Below are 18,117 nucleotides of genomic sequence, written 5' to 3' on the forward strand. Positions count from 1 at the left end.
TCAGCGTTCCTTCAGCATGGCCCGGGCCTCGTCGAGGAGCCCCGGCACCGCCGCCTCGATCAGGTCGCGGACGTGCTCGAAATCGCTCCGCCCGCCGTAGTACGGGTCGGGCACATCGAGATCGTCCCCCGCCACCGGGTCGAACTCCCGGAGCAGCCGGATCTTGTCGCGCGCCGCCGCGTCCGGGGCCATCGCCCGCAACTCCCGCTGATGACCCTCGTCCAGCGCGATGATCAGGTCGTACGTGTCGAACCAGGAGTCCTCGAACTGCCGCGCGGCGTGCGCCGACCGGTACCCGGCCCGCTGCAGCGCCCGCACCGTCCGGTGGTCCGCGTCATCACCGACATGCCAGCCGCCGGTGCCCGAGCTGTCCACCTCGACGTCCAGGCCCTCCTCCTCGACATGATGGCGAAAAATCGATTCGGCCATCGGCGAGCGGCAGATGTTGCCCGTGCAGACGAACGTGATGCGCAGCAATCCGACCCTTCCTCCCGGTCCTGGGACCAGGCTAAGGGGTGCGCCCCGATGCCTACAGAATCACGACCTGATCCACGCCATCCCGGCCCAGCGCGTTCTCGCGGACCTTCCGGGCGTCCGACGCGGTGCGAGTCATCACCCGAAAGGAGTCCGGGATGTCTCCCACCTTGGCGTCCACCTTGGCGGCCGACCCGGCGAATCTGTCGTTGAAGCGTTCCCACGCATCCTGCAAGGACTCGTATTCGACCTTCTCCACACCCTCCATCGAGGTGATGGCCCGGCGGACTTCGCTCCTCTGTTGCTGCGTGGCGTTCCGATGCCTGCACGTCGGATTGCTCGAAGTCTTCCGGCACAGGAACACCTGCACCTGGTGGGTCCCCGACGGCCGAGCGAGCGGTCGCTCAACGAGCGGGCCCTCGCCACGGACGACGGCGACTCCCCCAACAGCCACGGCGACCGAGGCCGCAGCCGCCGCGACGATGAGCATCGGCCGCGCGAAGAGCGACCTGCCGCCATGGGCCCGGCCGAGTTCGAGAGACGGGACGTCTTCGGGGCCGAGCGTGTCACCCACGGTCTTCAACGTGTCGACGAGCCGTTCTTCGATGCTGGTGTTCATCTCTCCCCCTCCAGGATCCGGCCGAGCGCCGCCAGGGCGCGGGACGTAGTGGACTTGACCGTGCCGCTGCTGATGCCCATGGCCTCGGCGGTCTCTCTCTCGCTCAGTTCCGCGAAGTAGCGCAGCACCAGGGCCTCGCGCTGCCGCACCGGAAGCCGGTGCAGCGCGACCATCACCTCTGCCCGCTCCTCGCCGACCATGACCTGAGCCTCTGCCGACCAGACCGGTGGCAGGTGCTCGCCACGGAACGGCCGTCGGCGCCGTCGCAGCGCAGAACGGCAGCCGTTGAGCACGGCCGAACGCACATAGGTCAGCGCCTTCGCCCGGTCCTGAACGTTCGGCCAACGCCGGTAGAGCCCCAGAAAGGCCTCCTGGACGACGTCCTCGGCAGTGGGGCGATCGCCGACCATCATCAGGGCGAGCCGCATGAGGCCGAGTGCGTGCCCGCGGTAGAGCTCGGTGACCGCAATGGTCGCCTCGTCCTCCCGCGCCGCACGCGCCCGTTCGCCCCCGGGTTTCATCAGCACCGCTTCAACTTCCATATCCCAGAGACGCCATAAGCACCCAGAGGTTGCCTCCCGCACCAAGAAACCACCATCGTCGCTACGAACACGTCGCCAACAGCCTGCGTCGCGCTAGCCACGTCGCGCTGAAGGCAGCTTGGCACCGAAGGACACGTGGGCAGAGGCGCCAACGCTGACCTGACGCAGCGCCGCGTAGAAGACACCTGGCGCGGAGACAACGCGTCGCACAGTCGCAGAGCACTGCTGACGCGCGTAGCTGAGGGCGCCGCATAGCGCTGCTGACGCGCGCAGCCAAGGGCGCCGCAAAGCGCTCTGGCGCGCGTGGCCAAGGGCGCCGCATAGCGCTGCTGACGCGCGCGGCCAAGGACGCCGCATAACGCTGCTGACGCGCGCGGCTAAGGGCGCCGCAAAGCGCTCTGGCGCGCGTGGCTGAGGGCATAGCGCTGCTGACGCGCGAAGCCAAGGGCGCCGCATGGCGCTGCTGACGCGCGCAGCCAAGGACGCCGCAAAGCGCTGCTGACGCGCGTGGCGCGGAGGGGCACGCGGCGCCACGGACGCACGTCGCTGAGCGCACGCGACCGGGTCATTGAGACGGCGGCGGGTCGCTGAGGGCGTGTGAGGCCGACGGCACGCGTCGCGCGAGGCGTGAGGCACGTCGCTGGAGGCGCGTGTCAAAGGCGTGCGTTGTGGAGGGCGCGTGACACTGACGTTGTGCGCAGGCGGCGTGGAGGGCGTGTGTTTTTGAGGTCCCGGGTTAGCGGGGGATGCGGAGGGCCAGGGCCATGGCTTCTACGGCTAGGAGGGGGTTGACGTTGGCCTCTAGGCGTTCGCGGCATTCCATGATGGCGTCGAGGCGGCGGAGGGTGGCTTCGGGAGGGCCTGCGGCGGCGGCTGTGCGGAGCTCGGGGGCCAGGTCGATGTTGACCAGGTCGGTGCTCGCGCCTAGTTGCAGCGTGAGTACGTCTCGGTAGTAGGAGGCCAGGTCCAGGAGGGCCAGGTCCAGCGCGTCGCGCTTGACGCGGGTGGCGCGGGACTTCTGGCGGTCTTCGAGCTCCTTGAGGGCTCCGGCGGTGCCGCGCGGCATGCGTCCCTTGGCGCTCTCGCCGAGGGCCTGGCGCAGCGCGGCCGTCTCCGACTCGTTCAGCCCCTCGCTGGTCGTCTTGGCCTCGGCTTCGGCGGCCTTGACCAGTGCTTCGGCGGCGGACACGGCGGGGCCGACGGAGGTGAGGCGGCGTGGCACGGCCAGGACCTCGCCGCGGCGCTTGCGCGCCTCGGGGTCGGTGGCCAGGCGGCGGGCCCGGCCGATGTGACCCTGCGCTGCGCGCGCGGCCTGCTCGGCCAGGTCCGGGGCGATGCCGTCCCGCTGGACGAGTACGTTCGCGACGGCGGCGACCGGTGGTGTGCGCAAGGTCACCAGGCGGCAGCGGGAACGGATCGTCATGAGCATGTCCTCCGGGGAGGGCGTGCACATCAGCCACACCGTGCGCGGCGGCGGCTCCTCGATCGCCTTGAGCAGGGCGTTGGCGGCGGCCTCGGTGGCGCGGTCGGCGTCCTCGAAGAGCACGATCTGCCAGCGTCCGCCGCTCGGCGAGGACGAGGCGCGCAGGACCAGCTCGCGAGTCTCCTTCACGCCGTACGAGAGCCCGCTTGGCCGGATCACCTCGACGTCGGCGTGCGTGCCCTGCAGCACCTGGTGGCAGGAGGCGCAGTGGCCGCATCCGCGCGGCGTCTCGGCGCACTGCAGCGCGGCGGCGAACGCGCGCGCGGCGGTGGAACGGCCCGACCCGGGCGGCCCGGTGAACAGCCAGGCGTGCGACATCTTGCCCGACCCGGCCGCGGAGCTCAGCTGCTCGACGACCGGCTCCTGGCCCACCAGGTCATCCCATACGCTCATGCGGACCAGGCTATTGCCTTCAGGCGTCGGTGATGGCGGGGAAGGTGCTGGTGATGTCCTCGGTGCCGGCCGGGATGGGGTCGGGGAGGATGGCCCGGATGCGGTCCTGGATCAGGCGGCTGATCTCGGCCTGCGAACGGGACGCGTCGATGACGAGGTAGCGCTCGGGATCGGCCTCGGCGAGGGCGCGGAAGCCCCCCAGGACCCGCTCGTGGAACGCCTGGGACTCGGACTCGATGCGGTCGGCCGGGCTGGTGAGCCGGCCCAGCCCGGCCTCGGGCGGGAGCTCCAGGAGCACGGTCAGGTCGGGTATCAGGCCCGCCGTCGCCCAGGCGTTCAGCCGCGCGATGTCGTCGACCCGCTGCTGGCGGCCGAAACCCTGGTAGGCGAGTGACGAGTCGATGTAGCGGTCGCTGACCACGATGGCGCCGCGTTCCATGGCGGGCCGGATCACGTTGGCGACGTGGTCGGCGCGGTCCGCCGCGTACAGCAGCGTCTCGGCCCGGTCGGACAGGCCCGTGGTCTCCTTGTCGAGCAGCAGCGCGCGCAGCCGCATGCCGGTCTTGGTCGCGCCGGGCTCGCGCGTCGAGACGACCTCGAAGCCGTGGTCGCGCAGCCAGATCGAGACGAGCCGCGCCTGGGTGGTCTTGCCCGCGCCCTCGCCGCCCTCGAACGCGATGAAGATGCCGCGGTCGCGGACGGCCGGGGTGGCGACGGTCTGAGTCTCGGGCGCCGGGAGGGTGTAGGTCTCGCCGCGCAAGGCGGCGGCCAGGTCGGGCAGCAGCGGGATGCCGCGCCGGTCGTCCAGCCGGCGGTAGGCGATCAGCCCGGACAGCAGGACCAGGACCGCGACGATGAACAACGCGGCGCCCGCCCCGGTGAGGTCGTAGACGCCGTCGCCGAGCAGCTTGATGCGGTGGTCGCCCACCACGCCCGCCACCGGCGGCACCACCGCGACGGCCGCCAGCACGGAGATCAGCGCCACGGAGCTCAGGTAGCCGAACGCACGCTCCTGGTCATCGCCGGCCAGGATCGTCCCGGCGGCGTAGGCGACCCCGGCGGCGACGCCCAGGAAGCCCGCGGTGAACACCACCACGACGAGGTTCTGCACGAGGGAGATCAGCAGCAGGTCCAGCGCGACGGCCACGACCGCCAGGCCGAGCAGGCGGCGGCGGCTGAACGGGCCGAGAATGCGGGGGGCCAGGAAGATGCCGAACGCGAGACCGAGGGACAGGGCGGTGGCGATCGCTCCGTACCCGGCGTCGCCGCCGCCGAGCTCACGCGCGTACACCTTGGCCACGGAGATGACCGCCCCGCAGCTCAGGGCCACGCCGACGACGCCCAGCGCGAGGCCGCGCAGCGGCGCCGGCCCGGCCTCACCCTCGGCGGGGGCGGAACGCAGGCCCTGGAAGGCCAGTCGCAGCGGCGAGGGCACCGAGACCCCGCCGCCGGCGGGCATCCCGGAAAGCGCCGAGACGGCGGCCGCCGACGCGAGGAAGACCACGGCCGTCAGGTAGAGGGCGAGGTCGGCGCGGTCGGCCGCACCCCACACGCTGCCCGCGATCAACGCCAGCACCGAGAAGAGCCCGGCGGCGACCGGAGCCGTGCCGTACGCGGCCATCCGGCCGGCACGGCGGGCGTCGTCGTGCCGGTCCTCGGGGACGAGCTCCGGCCCGGAACCGCTCACCATCGGGATCCACAGCAACGTGACGCAGGCCACCAGCAACGCCGCCGCCAGCGTCCACGCCACCGAGTCGATCAGCGGGACCGACACCAGCAGCGCGAACCGCACGACATCGGCCGCGATCATCGTCGTGCGGCGGTCGAGCCGGATCGCGAGCGCGCCCGCGAGCGGCGCGAAGATCACCGCCGGCACCACCATGGCCAGCAGGACGGTCGCGATGATCTGTGCCTGACCCTGGACGTCCTTGTCTCGGGTGAGGGCACCGGCCATCGCGGTCAGCGCCAGCACGCTGAGCCAATGGCCAAGGCTGGACAGCGACACCGCGATCAGGAGCCGCCGGAACGGCTTGATCGAGGAAAGCCCTTGCGCTGCGGCGACTGGCGGCTGGACGGCGCCCGTTCTCGTCATGTCGGTCAGGGTATCGGCGCCGATGTCCTCAGGAGTAAGACTTTGCGTCCTGAGGACCTCGACTTCAACTCGGTGTCATCTGGTCACCGGAATGTCGAGATCGAGCATCGACGGTGTCCGGATCTTCAGCTCGGCGTACGGACTTGATCACGACTCGGCCGGGATCTCGCGAGGTGCTTGATCACGACTTGGTCGGGGCCTTGCGGCGTGCGGGCGCCTTCTTCTTGCCGCCACCGGCGGCCACCTTCTCGCGCCGTTCGGCGAGCAGTTCGGCGGCACGCTGGATGGTGATCGACTCGACCTCGTCGCCCTTGCGCAGGCTGGCGTTGGTCTCACCGTCGGTGACGTACGGGCCGAAGCGGCCCTCCTTGACCACCACCGGCTTGTCGCTCGCCGGGTCCTTGCCGAGCTCGCGCAGCGGCGCGGCTGCCGCGGCCCGGCCTCGCCCGCGCTGCTTGGGCTGCGCGAACAGCTCCTTGGCCTGCTCGAGCGTCACCGTGAACAGCTCGTCCTCCGAGCCGAGCGAACGGCTGTCGGTGCCGCGCTTGATGTACGGGCCGAAGCGGCCGTTCTGCGCGGTCACCGGCTCGCCGTCGATATCGCCCAGCGTGCGGGGCAGGGAGAGCAGCTTGAGCGCGTCGTCGAGGGTGACGGTGTCGAGCGACATCGACTTGAAGAGCGAACCGGTGCGCGGTTTGGGCGCGTCGGCCTTCTTCGTGCGCTTCTTCTCGCCGTCGGCGGGCGGCTCGGGCTCGGGCAGGATCTCGGTGACGTACGGGCCGAACCGTCCCGACTTGGCGACGATCATGTGCCCGGTCTCGGGGTCGGCGCCCAGCTCGCGGTCGCCGCTCGGCTGCGCGAACAGTTCCTCGGCCTTCTCCGCGGTCAGCTCGTCCGGCGCGATGTCCTCGGGGATGTTGACGCGCTCGCCCTCGCGGTCGAGGTAGGGCCCGTACCGGCCGACGCGGATCATGATGTCGGTCCCCCGGATGGGGAACGAGCTGATCTCCTTGGCGTCGATGTCGCCGATGTCGCCGGTGAGGTCCTTGAGACCTTCCTCACCGTTGTCGCCGAAGTAGAAGCGGGTCAGCCAGCGCACCCGTTCGGCCTCGCCGCGCGCGATCTCGTCGAGGCCGTCCTCCATGTGGGCGGTGAAGTCGTAGTCGACCAGGTTGCTGAAGTGCTGCTCCAGCAGGTTGACCACGGCGAACGCCAGGAACGACGGGACGAGCGCGGTGCCCTTCTTGAAGACGTAGCCGCGGTCGAGGATGGTGCCGATGATCGAGGCGTACGTGGACGGCCGCCCGATCTCGCGTTCTTCCAGCTCCTTGACCAGGCTCGCCTCGGTGTAGCGGGCCGGCGGACGGGTCGAGTGGCCCTCGGCGTCCATGGCGAGCGCGGTGAGCGGGTCGCCCTCGTCCAGGTTGGGGAGCCGCCGCTCCTGGTCGTCGCGGTCGGTGGCCGGGTCGTCGGCGCTCTCGACATAGGCCTTGAGGAAGCCGTAGAACGTGATCGTCTTACCGGTCGCACCGAACTCGGCGACCTCGTTCTGCGTCGAGATGCCCGTGACCCGGATCGACACCGACTGGCCGCGCGCGTCGTTCATCTGGCTGGCGATCGTGCGCTTCCAGATCAGCTCGTACAGCCGGAACTGGTCGCCGGACAGGCCGGTCTCGCCGGGCGTGCGGAAACTGTCACCGGCGGGGCGGATCGCCTCGTGCGCCTCCTGCGCGTTCTTGACCTTGCTGGCGTAGACGCGCGGCTTGTCCGGCACGTACTCGGCGCCGAACAGCGAGGCCGCCTGGCGCCGGGCCGCGGTGATCGCGGTCTCCGACAGCTGGATCGAGTCGGTGCGCATGTAGGTGATGAAGCCGTTCTCGTACAGCTTCTGCGCGACCGACATCGTGTACTTGGCGGAGAAGCCCAGCTTGCGGCTGGCCTCCTGCTGCAGCGTGGTGGTGCGGAACGGCGGGTAGGGCTTGCGGGTGTAGGGCTTGCGCTCGACCGACTTGACCTCGTACGGCCGACCGGTCAGACGTCCGGCCAGAGCGCGCGCCGCCTCCTCGTCCAGGTGGAGCGCGTCACGGGTCTTGAGGGTGCCGTCGGAGGCGAAGTCGCGGCCCTGGGCCACGCGCTTGGCGTCCACCGAGATCAGCCCGGCCTTGAACGCCTTGGGCTCATCGTTCTTACCGGTGTCGAACTCGGCCTGGATGTCCCAGTAGTGCGCCGGAACGAAGGCGATCCGCTCCCGTTCACGCTCGACGACCAGACGGGTCGCCACGGACTGGACGCGGCCCGCCGACAGCTTCGGCATGACCTTCTTCCAGAGCACCGGGCTGACCTCGTAGCCGTAGAGGCGGTCGAGGATGCGGCGGGTCTCCTGGGCGTCGACCAGCCGGAGGTTGAGCTCGCGCGGGTTGGCGGCGGCCGCCCTGATCGCGTCCCGGGTGATCTCGTTGAAGACCATCCGGTGCACCGGGACCTTGGGCTTGAGCACCTCCTGGAGGTGCCAGGCGATCGCCTCGCCCTCCCGGTCCTCGTCCGTCGCGAGAAGGAGCTCGTCGGCCTCTGCCAGCGCCTTCTTGAGCTTGGCGACCTGTTGTTTCTTGTCGGCGTTGACGACATAGAGCGGCTCGAACTCGTGGTCGACGTTGACGCCGAGCTTGGCCCACGCTTCGCCCTTGTACTTGGCCGGCACCTCGGAGGCGCTCCCGGGCAGATCCCGGATATGGCCGATACTGGACTCCACGATGTAGCCGCCGCCCAGGTAACCGGCGATCGTCTTCGCCTTCGCAGGCGACTCGACGATCACCAGGCGGGTTCCTCCACCCGCATCCTGGCCACCACGCTTCGCAGTGCCGTTCTTGGCTGGCACAGTCGCTCCAACCTCGCTGTCTGGTTCTCTTGCACGGGCTAACTACAACATTCGAAGACGACGCGTTCATGCCCGTGAGTTCCCGCCGCTGCAAACCTCCGACAGGATGACACGTCCCCGGCGGGGTTGCGGACCAAGGCCACCACCGACGCGTTCCCTGTCGTACATCCAGGCGTCATAATGGTCCGCAATGGTGGAGTACACCTACCTCGTCCTGCGGCTGCCCCGCGGTACCACACGTGATACCGCCCGGCAGGTCCTGACCGAGCACGCCGAACACGGTGGCTGGGAGCTCCACAGAGTGCGCCTCTACCCCGACGGTAGCCGCCGAATCCAACTCAGGCGCAAGATCATTCGCCAGGTCCGGACCTTCTGACCGCTCTCGTCCGGAGAGTAGCACTATGTACGACCGCTATGACGTGCCGTAATCATAATGCCCGATCCCGCCGAGAGCTTCGTCCACACTAACCTCGGAAAGGGCTTGAATGCCGGATCTGGACAGGGCTTGAAGCCGGATCCGGACAGGGCCTTGCCCGCTCCGGACAGGGCTTTGCCCGCCCCGGACCGCGCCTCCGGGACGGGCAAAGCGTCCTGCGACTTTGCCTGGAGGGTGAGCTGCGGTCCGGAGACCGCGGCGGCACCGACACGGGCAAAGCGTCCTTGTGAAATTTTTGATCAAAGACCTGGCATAGGTCTCAGGTCGGGCGTACCGGACGATCCGGTGCGCGGTGAACCGGCCGTACCGGTCAGCGGCGGCCGCCCAGGCGGGCGCGGCGGGTGAGCGCCACCGCGCCGGACATGGCCGTCAGCAACGCGGCGGTCGCCAGGACCCAGATCGACGAGCCGGTGTCGGTCGTCATCGGCTCCGCGGCGGCCATCGGCTTGATCGCCCCGAGGTCGGTGAGGCCGACCTCGGGGGCCTTGACGTCACCGGTGATGGGCAGCTTGCCCAGGCCGGGCAGCTGCAGCTGGCCGGTGCTGGGCAGCTCCGTCTCGGGGACCGGCGTGGTGGTACGGGCGTTCGACGGGTTCACGGTCGTCGCCGGGACCTTCACGGGCACGGCCGGGACCTTGGTGAGCTGCTTGGCCGGAACGCCGGGCAGCATCTTGGTCACGTCGGTGGACAGCACGCCGGCCACCTGGTCGAGACCCGGGATGTCCGTGCTGGGCACCCGTGAGGTCTCCGTGCCGTAGGCGTTCACGTGAGGAAGCTTGGTGGCGTCCTTGGGAACGCCGGGCAGGGCCGGGGACGTGCCGGTGAGCTCGTGCCCAGCGACCGAACGGCCGGTCGGCAGCTGCCCGACCTTGCCGGGCAGCACCGGGGTCTTGCCCGGGAGCACCGGCTTGCCGGGCAGCACCGGGGTCTTGCCCGGAAGCACCGGCTTGCCGGTCAGCGCCGGGGTCTTGCCGGGCAGTTGCGGGAGCACCGGCAGCGCCGAGGTCAGCCCGGAGTGCAGACCCTTGGTCCCAGGCAGCGTGGGCAGGCCCAGGGACTTCCCGTTCACCGGGCCAGGGAGACGCGAGCTGGTGGTGCGCCAGTACGGCTCGTAACCGCCGTGGCTCGGGCCGTCGCCACACTGCGGCTCGGGGTGCCCGGCCACCGCGGCGGCGTTGCCGCACACGCTTGCCGGCGCGCTCACCGGGGCGTTGGTCTGGTTGCCGGATCCGATCCCGGAGTTCCCGGAAGTGGTGGCGCCCGACCCCTTGGAGCCCTTGACGACCGAGGAGCCGTCGCAGCCCGCGGCGGCGTCACCCAGAACCGCGACCGCGTTGCCGCAGACGTTGATCGGAATGGTCACCGGCACGTTGACCTGGTTGCCCCCGGCGACGCTGTCCTTGCCCGAGGTGGTCTGGCTGCCACCGGAGCTGCTGCGTACGTGCGCGCCACCCTCGCAGAAGGCGCCGGCCTCGCCCAGAACCGCGACCGCGTTGCCGCAGATGCTGACCGGAGCGCTCACTGGAGCGTTGGCCTGGTTGCCGCCGAGGATGCTGCCGTCACCGTTGGTGGTCTGCCCGCCGGAGCCGTGCCCGCCGTTACGGACCGAGGCGCCACCCTCACAGTCGGCCACCGCGTCGCCGCCGACGGCGTTGCCGCAGACGTCGACGGGCGCCGAGATCGGCGCGTTCGCCTGGTTGCCGCCGAGGATGCTGCCCTTGCCGGAGGTCTTCTGACCGGCGCCGGTGTGGCCACCGTTCTTGACCTTCGCGCCGCCCTCACAGCTGGCGACGGCCTCGCCGAGGACGGCTGCGGAGTTGCCGCAGATGTTGATCGGCGCCGAGATGGGCGCGTTCACCTGGTTGCCCGCGATGACGCCGCTGGCGCCGGTGGTCTGCTGGCCGCTGCCGCCGTTCAGGACCTTCGCGCCGCCTTCGCAGCCCGCCTCGGACGATCCGAAGACCGCGACCGCGTTGCCGCAGGCGTTGACGGGGGCGGAGATCGGGGCATTGACCTGGTTGCCCGAGCCGATCCCGCCCTTGCCCGAGGTCCGCTGGCCGGACTGGCCACCGCTGTTCTTGACCTTCGCGCCGCCCTTACACCCGGCGTCCGCGGTGCCGAAGATGGCGACCGCGTTGCCGCAGGCGTTGATGGGAGCGGAGATGGGGGCGTTGACCTGGTTGCCCGAGCCGATCCCGTTGTCGCCGGAGGTCCGCTGGCCGGATCCGCCGCTGCCGCCGTCGACCTTCGCGCCGCCTCTGGAGGCGGCGTCCGCCGCGCCGAGGACGGCGACGGCGTTGCCGCTGGCGTCGATCGGCGCCGAGACCGGAGTGTTGACCTGGTTACCGCCGAGCACGCTGGAGTCGCCGCTGGTCGTGTCGGCGAGCGCACCGCTGGGGAAAGCGGTGCCCGCACCGAGAGCGACGAAGCTCGCAGTGAGCATGGCGGCACGAGCAGTGCCCTTGGCCCACGTTCGCATGATGCTCCGTTCGGGAGGATGAAGTGATGCTGGATGAGATGGACAGATGAGACCGGTCGCTTGTCGCGCGCCATCGCGTGCTGTTGCTGTCCGCGCCGTGTGCGCGCCGGGTCGCGAGATCTCGGGGACGACGTGCCGCCAGGGGACGGCACGTCCCGGCCCCGGTGGTCCGAACCGCACGGACCCAGAGCCGGAGTCTGTGGCGATCTAGTCGGGTGAGAAGGTCGGCTCGTCCGCCGCCGTGCGGACAGCCGGGGGGACCGCCCCGAAGGCGGGCATGAGCACCGGCCGCGGCCGGGCGACGGTCCAGGACCAGCGGCCGAGGAGGCCGCCGAGTCCGGCTAGGAGGCCCACACCGCTTGCCGGACCGGCCGTTCCGGCCTTGGCGAGCGCGTTGAGCGGGGAGATCGGGGCCGGCGCGGGCTCCGGATGCGACACCTTCGCGTACGAGACGGCCGGGCTGGCCTTGGGGGCGTTCTTGGACGTCCCCGTTGCGTGCGGAGCCAGAGGGCCCTGCCGGTCGCTGTACATCGCGTCGGCGGCGTGCTCTGAAGCCCTGGACGAGTCGTGCGTCACCGACTGGGCCGTCGTTGCGGACCCCACGACGTCATTCCCTACGCCGCCCGCCAGGCCCGGGGAGGGCACAGGCAGGGGAAGGTCGGGGCGCGTCGCGTTCAGGTCCTTGGGGCGCAGCACAGTCTCGGCCGTGCCGCCGACATCCTTGGCGGGGACGGCCATGGCGCCCTTGGCGGCATCCCGGACGGCCGCATCGGCCGCAGTGGCTTCTCGAGGCGCAGCGGCTTCTTTAACCGGCGGGATTCCGCTCACCACGGGCGTCTGCGCCACGATCCGGGACGCGGGGTGATCCTCCGCGTGCGCCTCGGCGGCGGCGCCGGTCAGCCAGCAGGTGACCGCGATGCCCGCGAGCACCAGCAGCCGGTGAACCAGACGGCTACCGACGACACGGCGCAGCAGGACGGAGACCGTCCTGCTGCGTGCCGGGTCGTGAGCCACGGGTTCTCCTCGGAAGTCGCCAAGAGTAAGTCGATCCACTCTCTACGGATGGTGACCGTAGCACCACGGTGAGCATGCGTGGCGGCAATTCCGGGAACCTTTTTCTGTCAGCCCTCAAGCACGATCAAGGAAATGGTCAAGAACGCGCGCCCCGAAGCGCAGCCCGTCAACGGGGACCCGCTCGTCGATTCCGTGGAACATTCCCGAAAAGTCCAATTCTGGCGGAAGCCTCAGCGGCGCGAAGCCGAAGCATCGCATGCCCAGGTGAGCGAAGGCCTTGGCGTCCGTTCCCCCGCTCAGGCAGTACGGAACGGGCAGCGCGCCGGGATCCTCCGAGATCAGAGCCGCCTCCATGGCCGCGACGAGCGCACCCTCGTAGTCGGTCTCCACGGCCCAGTCGTAATGGACGAAATCGCGCTTTACGTCCGGCCCAAGCAATTCATCCACCGTCGCGAAGAACTCTTCCTCATGTCCAGGAAGGAACCGTCCATCCACCTGCGCCGTCGCGCCCTGCGGTATGACATTCGTCTTATATCCGGCATCCAGCCGCGTCGGATTGAGCGTGTTCTTGAGCGTGGCGCCGATCATCCTCGCCAGCGGCCCGATCTCCTCAAGCGCGCGTTCCGGCCGCTCCGGATCGAACTCCACCCCGTACGCCATGCAGGCCCGCTCCAGGAAGGCCCGCACGGTCTTGGTCAGCCGTACCGGGAACTCATGCGACCCCAGCCGCGCGACCGCCGCAGCCAGCGCCGTGACCGCGTTGTCCGGATGCACCATCGACCCGTGCCCCGCCGTCCCCTGCGCGGTCAGCTGCATCCACGCGATGCCCTTCTCGGCCGTCTCGATGAGATACATCCGCTTGTCGCCAGGCACGGTGAGGCTGAACCCGCCGACCTCCCCCACGGCCTCGGTGCACCCCTCGAACAGCTCCGGATGCTCCTTGACGAGCCACTGCGCGCCCCACTTGCCCCCAGCCTCCTCATCGGCCAAGAAAGCAAGAACGACATCCCGCGGAGGCTTGCGCCCCTCCCTGAGCCGCTGCCTGACCACCGCCAGGATCATCGCGTCCATGTCCTTCATGTCCACGGCCCCGCGACCCCAGACGCACCCGTCGGCGATCTCCCCGCCGAACGGATCCCGCGTCCAGTCCTCCTTACGCGCCGGCACCACGTCCAGGTGCCCGTGCAGGAGCAGCGCGTCCCTCCCGGGGTCCTCCCCCTCGATCCGCGCCACCAGGCTGGCCCGCCCCGGATGGGACTCGAAGATCTGTGACTCCAGCCCGACCTCCTCGAGCCTGGCCTTCACATACTCCGCGGCCTCCCGTTCCCCCGGCCCCGAGTGATCCCCCGGGTTGCTGGTGTCGATCCTGATCAGCTCCTGGCAGAGCTGGACGACCTCGTCCTCGGCGGTGGGAACCTGAGCCACAGTGATCACCTTTTCGTCCCGACTCCTATCCGACCATGGTGCCCCCTCGTTCGACTTCGCCGCGAGTCGGGACCTTTGGTATGGTGAAGCCCGCCGCAGCGCACTGCGGCGTGCACACCTGTCCGGGTGGCGGAATAGGCAGACGCGCTAGCTTGAGGTGCTAGTGCCCTTTACGGGGCATGGGGGTTCAAGTCCCCCCTCGGACACTCTTGGGATTGGGATAGATGTGGTCGCGGCGAGCCGCTTCCCTCTATCCCATCGTCATTTCCACCCGGGGGGCGACCCCCGGACCCCCGACGCAGGGAGCTCCGCCCCCCGCACCCCCCTTAGGGCTTCGCCCCTTTGCCCTTCGCTTCGCTTGGGCTAATCGCCCCTCGCTTCGCTCGGGACTGCCTTCCCGCGTTGCGCCGGGGGACCGTCGAGCCCATGCACCACGACCCGCCGTCACCGTCGCCAGCGGCCTCGTCGGTCACGGGTCGACCATCACTGACGTCCTGAATGCGCCAAGGTGTCCAGCCCATTCCTACGGAGGAATACCGCAAAGTCGGGGCCTTGAGGTGCGGCTCGGGAAGGTCGTCATCATGCTCTATGTGGTCGTCTTGAGGATCTCGATCAGTGCGGTGGTCGCGGGCGGGTCCGGCGGCTCGCCGTAGGTGGCGGCGAAGATGTGCCGGGTGTTGCCTGCGATTTCGGTGGCGTGGACGCCCGGCGTGCGGTGCGCCTTGAGCGCGAGCCCGGGCAGGGTGGCGACCCCCATGCCGGCCGCCACGAGCGACTGGACCACGACCATGTCGTCAGTGGAGTACGCGATCCGCGGGGTGAAGCCGGCTTGCCGGCAAGCGGTGACCATCGCCGCGCGGCAGCGCTCGCACCCGCCGACCCAGGCGGAGTCGCGGTGGTCCTGCAGGCGTTGGTCCGGCTCCTGGCTGATCAGGTAGAGCGGGTCGTCCAGCAGGTGGGTCAGCCGGAAGCCCTGCTCCTCGTCCGGGGTGTCGGCGTGCCGGAAGACCAGGGCGATGTCGACGTGCCCGGCGCGCAGCATCCGCAGTCCCTCGACCGGGTGCACGTCGACCAGGTTCAGCTCGATACCCGGGTACGACGCGGACAGCTGGGCCGCCGCCTTGGGGACGATCGTGCTGAGGACCGTCTGGAAACCGGCGACCCGGACCCGCCCGGCCCGGAGCCCGATCTGGGCGGCCATCTCGACGGAGGCCGCCTCCACCCGCCCGACGATCTCCCTGGCTCGCTGGGCCAGGAGCTCGCCCTCGGGGGTGAGCCGGACGCCGCGGCCCGCACGCTGGATGAGCCGGGCCCCGATCGATGCCTCCAGCCGCCCGAGGTGGTGGCTGACCGAGGGCTGGGAGTAGTGCAGCTCCTTGGCCGCCTCGGTCACCGACCCGTGGCGGGCAACGGCCTCCAGCACCCGGAGATGCGTCAGGTTCATCACGTTATTAAGTTTATCAATGAGGGTCGCTGGATCTTGGCATTAGACGTCATGATGCTTATTGGACGAGCATCGTTCTCATGGCCGATCAGATGACTACCTCTCTTGACGCGCGGCCCAGGCCCGGCCTGTCCGAGCTCGTCGCACGTATCCAGCCGTGCGCCCGGCGGCAGGCGGACCCGCGGACGATCGCGCAGCAGGTGGCCGACGTCCTGGTGGAGATGAAGCCGAGCGTGGACCTGCTCACCACATCCGAGCGGGCCGGCTCGCCCGACGGCTACACCCGGCACACCCTGCACACCGAGGCGGCGTTCTCGGTGTCCGCGGTGGTGTGGCGGCCGGGCCAGGTGACGGAGATCCACGACCACCTGGTGTGGTGCTCGTTCATGGTGCTCCAGGGCGCCGAGACCGAGACCCTGTACGACATCGACGGCGACCGCCTGGTCGAGATCGGCGAGCGACAGCGGCCCGCCGGCTCGGTCAGCGGCGTCGCCCCGCCCGACGACATCCACCGCGTCCGCAACACCGGTGACACGGTCGCGATCACGCTGCACGTGTACGGCGCGGACCTCAGCAAAGGCACCAGCGTGCGCCGCACCTATGAGCGGCGGCACGCTCGCTGACCCAGATCTGGGAACGAGCCGTGGAGGATGTCGAGAACGCGGTGCCGGTTCCGTCCCAGGGACACCAGCGACCACGAACCGGCCGCGACGAAGGAGACCCGGCATGACGATCCACCCCCACCGCGGTGCGCGGAAGGCCGGCTCCTGCCGGCGCGTGTGACGCACGGTCTCGTCCAAAAAGAAGAACCGCTCCAGTTCCTCCGGCGTCGGATCCGTCACTAAGGCTCCGTACCGGCGGACATTGCCAACCGACAGATACCCGAAAGGTACGGTCAGTAATGCGAAAACTCATAGTCCAGCAGTGGGTCACCATCGACGGCATCGCCGCGGAGGAGGACGGCGGGCTCAGCTTCGTGTCAGTGGAGCCCTTTTCCGAAAAGACCGACCCTGCGTTCAAGGCAAGGGTGATGGGGCTTATCGACGCGGTCGACACGCTGATTCTCGGCGCGAACACCTACGCCCAGTCCACGGGCTGGGCGTACGCCGAGGAGCAGGGTGAGTACGGCGACAAGCTCAACAACCTCACCAAGTTCGTGGCCTCGTCGAAGCTGGAGAAGGCACCTTGGGGCGACTTCCCCGCCGCGACCGTGACGCGTGACCCGGCCGCCACCGTCCGGGAGCTCAAGGAGCAGAGCGGCAAGGACATCTGGCTGTGGGGGAGCTTGCAACTCATGCAGTCCCTGCTGGACGCCGGTGTCGTCGACGAGATCACCCTGCTCGTCTGCCCGGCGTCACGCGGCAAGGGAACGCGTATTTTCGAGGACCGGCGAGAACTGAAGCTGGTCGAGGCCGCCGGGTACGAAAACGGCGTGGTACTTCTGCGCTACGAGATCAAGAAATAAGGGAAGTCCGCTCTGTCGAAGAATCGGACGCCGGCGATGCTGCTCGTTATTGGGCATCAGCCGGCGTCAATTCTTCCGCTGTTTCGCAGGGGCGGGCAGGGGAACTCCAGGCGAATCCACGCCGAGGTTGGATTCGCCCGGCAGGTCAGGCTGTGCGCAGGGCCTCGGTCGGGGAGAGGCGGGCGGCGCGCAGCGCGGGCATCAAGCCGGCGATCGCGCCGATGAGGATGGCCGAGCCGATACCGCCCGCCCACGCCTCGGTGGGAATGACGACCGTCCAGTCCTTGGCGCTGGCGTACACCGCGGTCGCCACGGCGCCGGCGGCCACGCCGACCACGCCACCGAGCACCGCCAGCATGATCGCCTCCGCGAGGAACTGTGTGCGGATCTGTCCCCGCGTCGCTCCGAGCGCACGGCGCAGGCCGATCTCCGAGCGGCGTTCCAGGACGGAGATGATCATGATGTTGGCCACGCCGACCGCCCCTACGATCAGCGCCACCACGCCGAGTCCCAGGAAGAGGCTGTTGAACGCTCCCTTCGCTGCGGCGCGAGCGGTGAGCGCATCGGAGGGCTGGCTCACATTGACCTCGTTCGGCGCCTCGGGATTGGCGGTTTGCGCGAGCACCGACTGCACCTCTTCGACCGCGTCGGTCTTCGACCGGACGTAGAGCGTGCTCGGCGGGCCGTCCGCCGGCTTGCCGCGGGTCATGTGGCCGAGGTGGCGCCGCGCCGCCGGATATCCGACCAGCGCGCTCGTGTCGATGTCCGGCGCGAGCGTCGCAGGGGCGAGGATCCCGGCGACATAGAACCACTGCCCGCCCAGCCACACTCGCTGCCCGGGATGGACGCGGCTGAACCCCAGTCGTTCCGCCGCCGCCGCGCCGAGCACGACGGCGGGCTGCGTCGCTGTCGCCTCGTTGAGCCAGCGGCCATGGGCGAGGTCAGTGCCGGCCACCTGCGGCAGGTTCAGGCTCGCCGCCTGGAGCTTCAGCCCGTTGGTGCTGATCGGAGGTATCAACGGGCTCCGGTACACCTTCGCGTCGCTGACCGTGCCGGTATGCGCCACCTGCTCGACGGACCCGAGCCGCGACACCCGGGCGGGTGCGGCGACCGGCATGACCGCTGCCTCCTGGGTGAAACTCTGGCCGCTCTTCGCGGTCAGCAGGTTCGTGCCGAGCCGGTCGATCTCCGCCAGCAGTCCCGCCTGGGACGACGACGACAGCCCGAGGACCGCGACGATCGCCGTGGTGCCGATCGCGATCCCGAGCGCGGACAGCCCCGCGCGCAGCGGCCGGGCACGCAGCCCGGTGCTCGCCACCCGGGCCTGGTCTCCGGCGCGCAGGCGTGCCGGCACGAGATGGGATGGGATCCGCATG

14 protein-coding genes and 1 tRNA gene are annotated in these 18,117 nt (G+C 69.8%); 4 read left to right on the forward strand and 11 right to left on the reverse strand.

Features of this window, described 5'->3' with window-relative positions; translation table 11 throughout:
* The 6 genes from F8566_RS07770 to topA all read right to left on the reverse strand — a co-directional run bounded on the left by F8566_RS07770 (nucleotide 1) and on the right by topA (nucleotide 8,478).
* Entirely contained in the window at nucleotides 1–477 is a 477-nt protein-coding gene (locus F8566_RS07770; RefSeq protein ID WP_225992944.1) for a low molecular weight protein-tyrosine-phosphatase, read from the reverse strand.
* Between the two features lie 52 nt (nucleotides 478–529).
* Entirely contained in the window at nucleotides 530–1,093 is a 564-nt protein-coding gene (locus F8566_RS07775) for a permease-like cell division protein FtsX (protein WP_151559249.1), read from the reverse strand.
* The gene (locus F8566_RS07780) at nucleotides 1,090–1,635 is read right to left on the reverse strand and encodes an RNA polymerase sigma factor (RefSeq protein ID WP_225992945.1); all 546 of its coding nucleotides are present in this window, start codon (nucleotides 1,633–1,635) and stop codon (nucleotides 1,090–1,092) included. Before F8566_RS07780 ends, F8566_RS07775 begins: the two co-directional genes overlap by 4 nt.
* A gap of 736 nt (nucleotides 1,636–2,371) precedes the next feature.
* Nucleotides 2,372–3,511, reverse strand: coding sequence for a DNA polymerase III subunit delta' (locus tag F8566_RS07785; RefSeq protein ID WP_151559251.1), 1,140 nt, complete (start codon nucleotides 3,509–3,511; stop codon nucleotides 2,372–2,374).
* Between the two features lie 19 nt (nucleotides 3,512–3,530).
* Nucleotides 3,531–5,603, reverse strand: coding sequence for a dTMP kinase (tmk, locus tag F8566_RS07790; protein WP_151559252.1), 2,073 nt, complete (start codon nucleotides 5,601–5,603; stop codon nucleotides 3,531–3,533).
* 181 nt (nucleotides 5,604–5,784) lie between these two features.
* Nucleotides 5,785–8,478, reverse strand: coding sequence for a type I DNA topoisomerase (gene topA / locus F8566_RS07795; protein ID WP_151559253.1), 2,694 nt, complete (start codon nucleotides 8,476–8,478; stop codon nucleotides 5,785–5,787).
* 190 nt (nucleotides 8,479–8,668) lie between these two features.
* Here topA and F8566_RS07800 point away from each other — a divergent pair, with 190 nt between their 5' ends.
* Nucleotides 8,669–8,854, forward strand: a complete 186-nt coding sequence (locus F8566_RS07800) for a DUF5703 family protein (protein ID WP_151559254.1) — start codon at nucleotides 8,669–8,671, stop codon at nucleotides 8,852–8,854.
* A 370-nt stretch (nucleotides 8,855–9,224) separates the two neighbouring features.
* Here the strand turns inward: F8566_RS07800 and F8566_RS07805 are convergent, their stop codons facing one another.
* From F8566_RS07805 to F8566_RS07815, 3 genes are all read right to left on the reverse strand, one after another.
* On the reverse strand, nucleotides 9,225–11,393 hold the full coding sequence (locus tag F8566_RS07805) for a chaplin family protein (RefSeq protein ID WP_151559255.1): 2,169 nt from the start codon (nucleotides 11,391–11,393) through the stop codon (nucleotides 9,225–9,227).
* Nucleotides 11,394–11,600: 207 nt separating this feature from the next.
* A complete protein-coding gene (locus F8566_RS07810; protein ID WP_151559256.1) occupies nucleotides 11,601–12,407 on the reverse strand; it encodes a hypothetical protein in 807 nt (268 codons plus the stop codon).
* 114 nt (nucleotides 12,408–12,521) lie between these two features.
* The gene (locus F8566_RS07815; protein ID WP_225992947.1) at nucleotides 12,522–13,832 is read right to left on the reverse strand and encodes a M20/M25/M40 family metallo-hydrolase; all 1,311 of its coding nucleotides are present in this window, start codon (nucleotides 13,830–13,832) and stop codon (nucleotides 12,522–12,524) included.
* A 120-nt stretch (nucleotides 13,833–13,952) separates the two neighbouring features.
* Here F8566_RS07815 and F8566_RS07820 point away from each other — a divergent pair.
* Nucleotides 13,953–14,038: transfer RNA gene (locus tag F8566_RS07820), tRNA-Leu, on the forward strand.
* 380 nt (nucleotides 14,039–14,418) lie between these two features.
* On the opposite strand, the gene F8566_RS07825 is transcribed toward F8566_RS07820, so the two are convergent.
* Nucleotides 14,419–15,276 carry a LysR family transcriptional regulator gene (locus F8566_RS07825; protein WP_225992989.1) on the reverse strand — a complete coding sequence of 286 codons (858 nt, stop codon included), beginning with the start codon at nucleotides 15,274–15,276 and terminating at the stop codon, nucleotides 14,419–14,421.
* Between the two features lie 92 nt (nucleotides 15,277–15,368).
* On the opposite strand from F8566_RS07825, the gene F8566_RS07830 reads away from it, so the two are divergent.
* Nucleotides 15,369–15,899, forward strand: coding sequence for a cysteine dioxygenase family protein (locus F8566_RS07830; protein ID WP_151559259.1), 531 nt, complete (start codon nucleotides 15,369–15,371; stop codon nucleotides 15,897–15,899).
* A gap of 278 nt (nucleotides 15,900–16,177) precedes the next feature.
* Entirely contained in the window at nucleotides 16,178–16,741 is a 564-nt protein-coding gene (locus F8566_RS07835) for a dihydrofolate reductase family protein (protein WP_151559260.1), read from the forward strand.
* Nucleotides 16,742–16,886: 145 nt separating this feature from the next.
* Here F8566_RS07835 and F8566_RS07840 read toward each other — a convergent pair whose 3' ends face one another.
* On the reverse strand, nucleotides 16,887–18,116 hold the full coding sequence (locus tag F8566_RS07840; RefSeq protein WP_151559261.1) for an ABC transporter permease: 1,230 nt from the start codon (nucleotides 18,114–18,116) through the stop codon (nucleotides 16,887–16,889).
* Nucleotide 18,117: the final 1 nt, after the last annotated feature.

Origin of the sequence: Actinomadura rudentiformis, assembly GCF_008923185.1 — a bacterium.
In the GTDB taxonomy this organism is placed as follows: domain Bacteria; phylum Actinomycetota; class Actinomycetes; order Streptosporangiales; family Streptosporangiaceae; genus Spirillospora; species Spirillospora rudentiformis.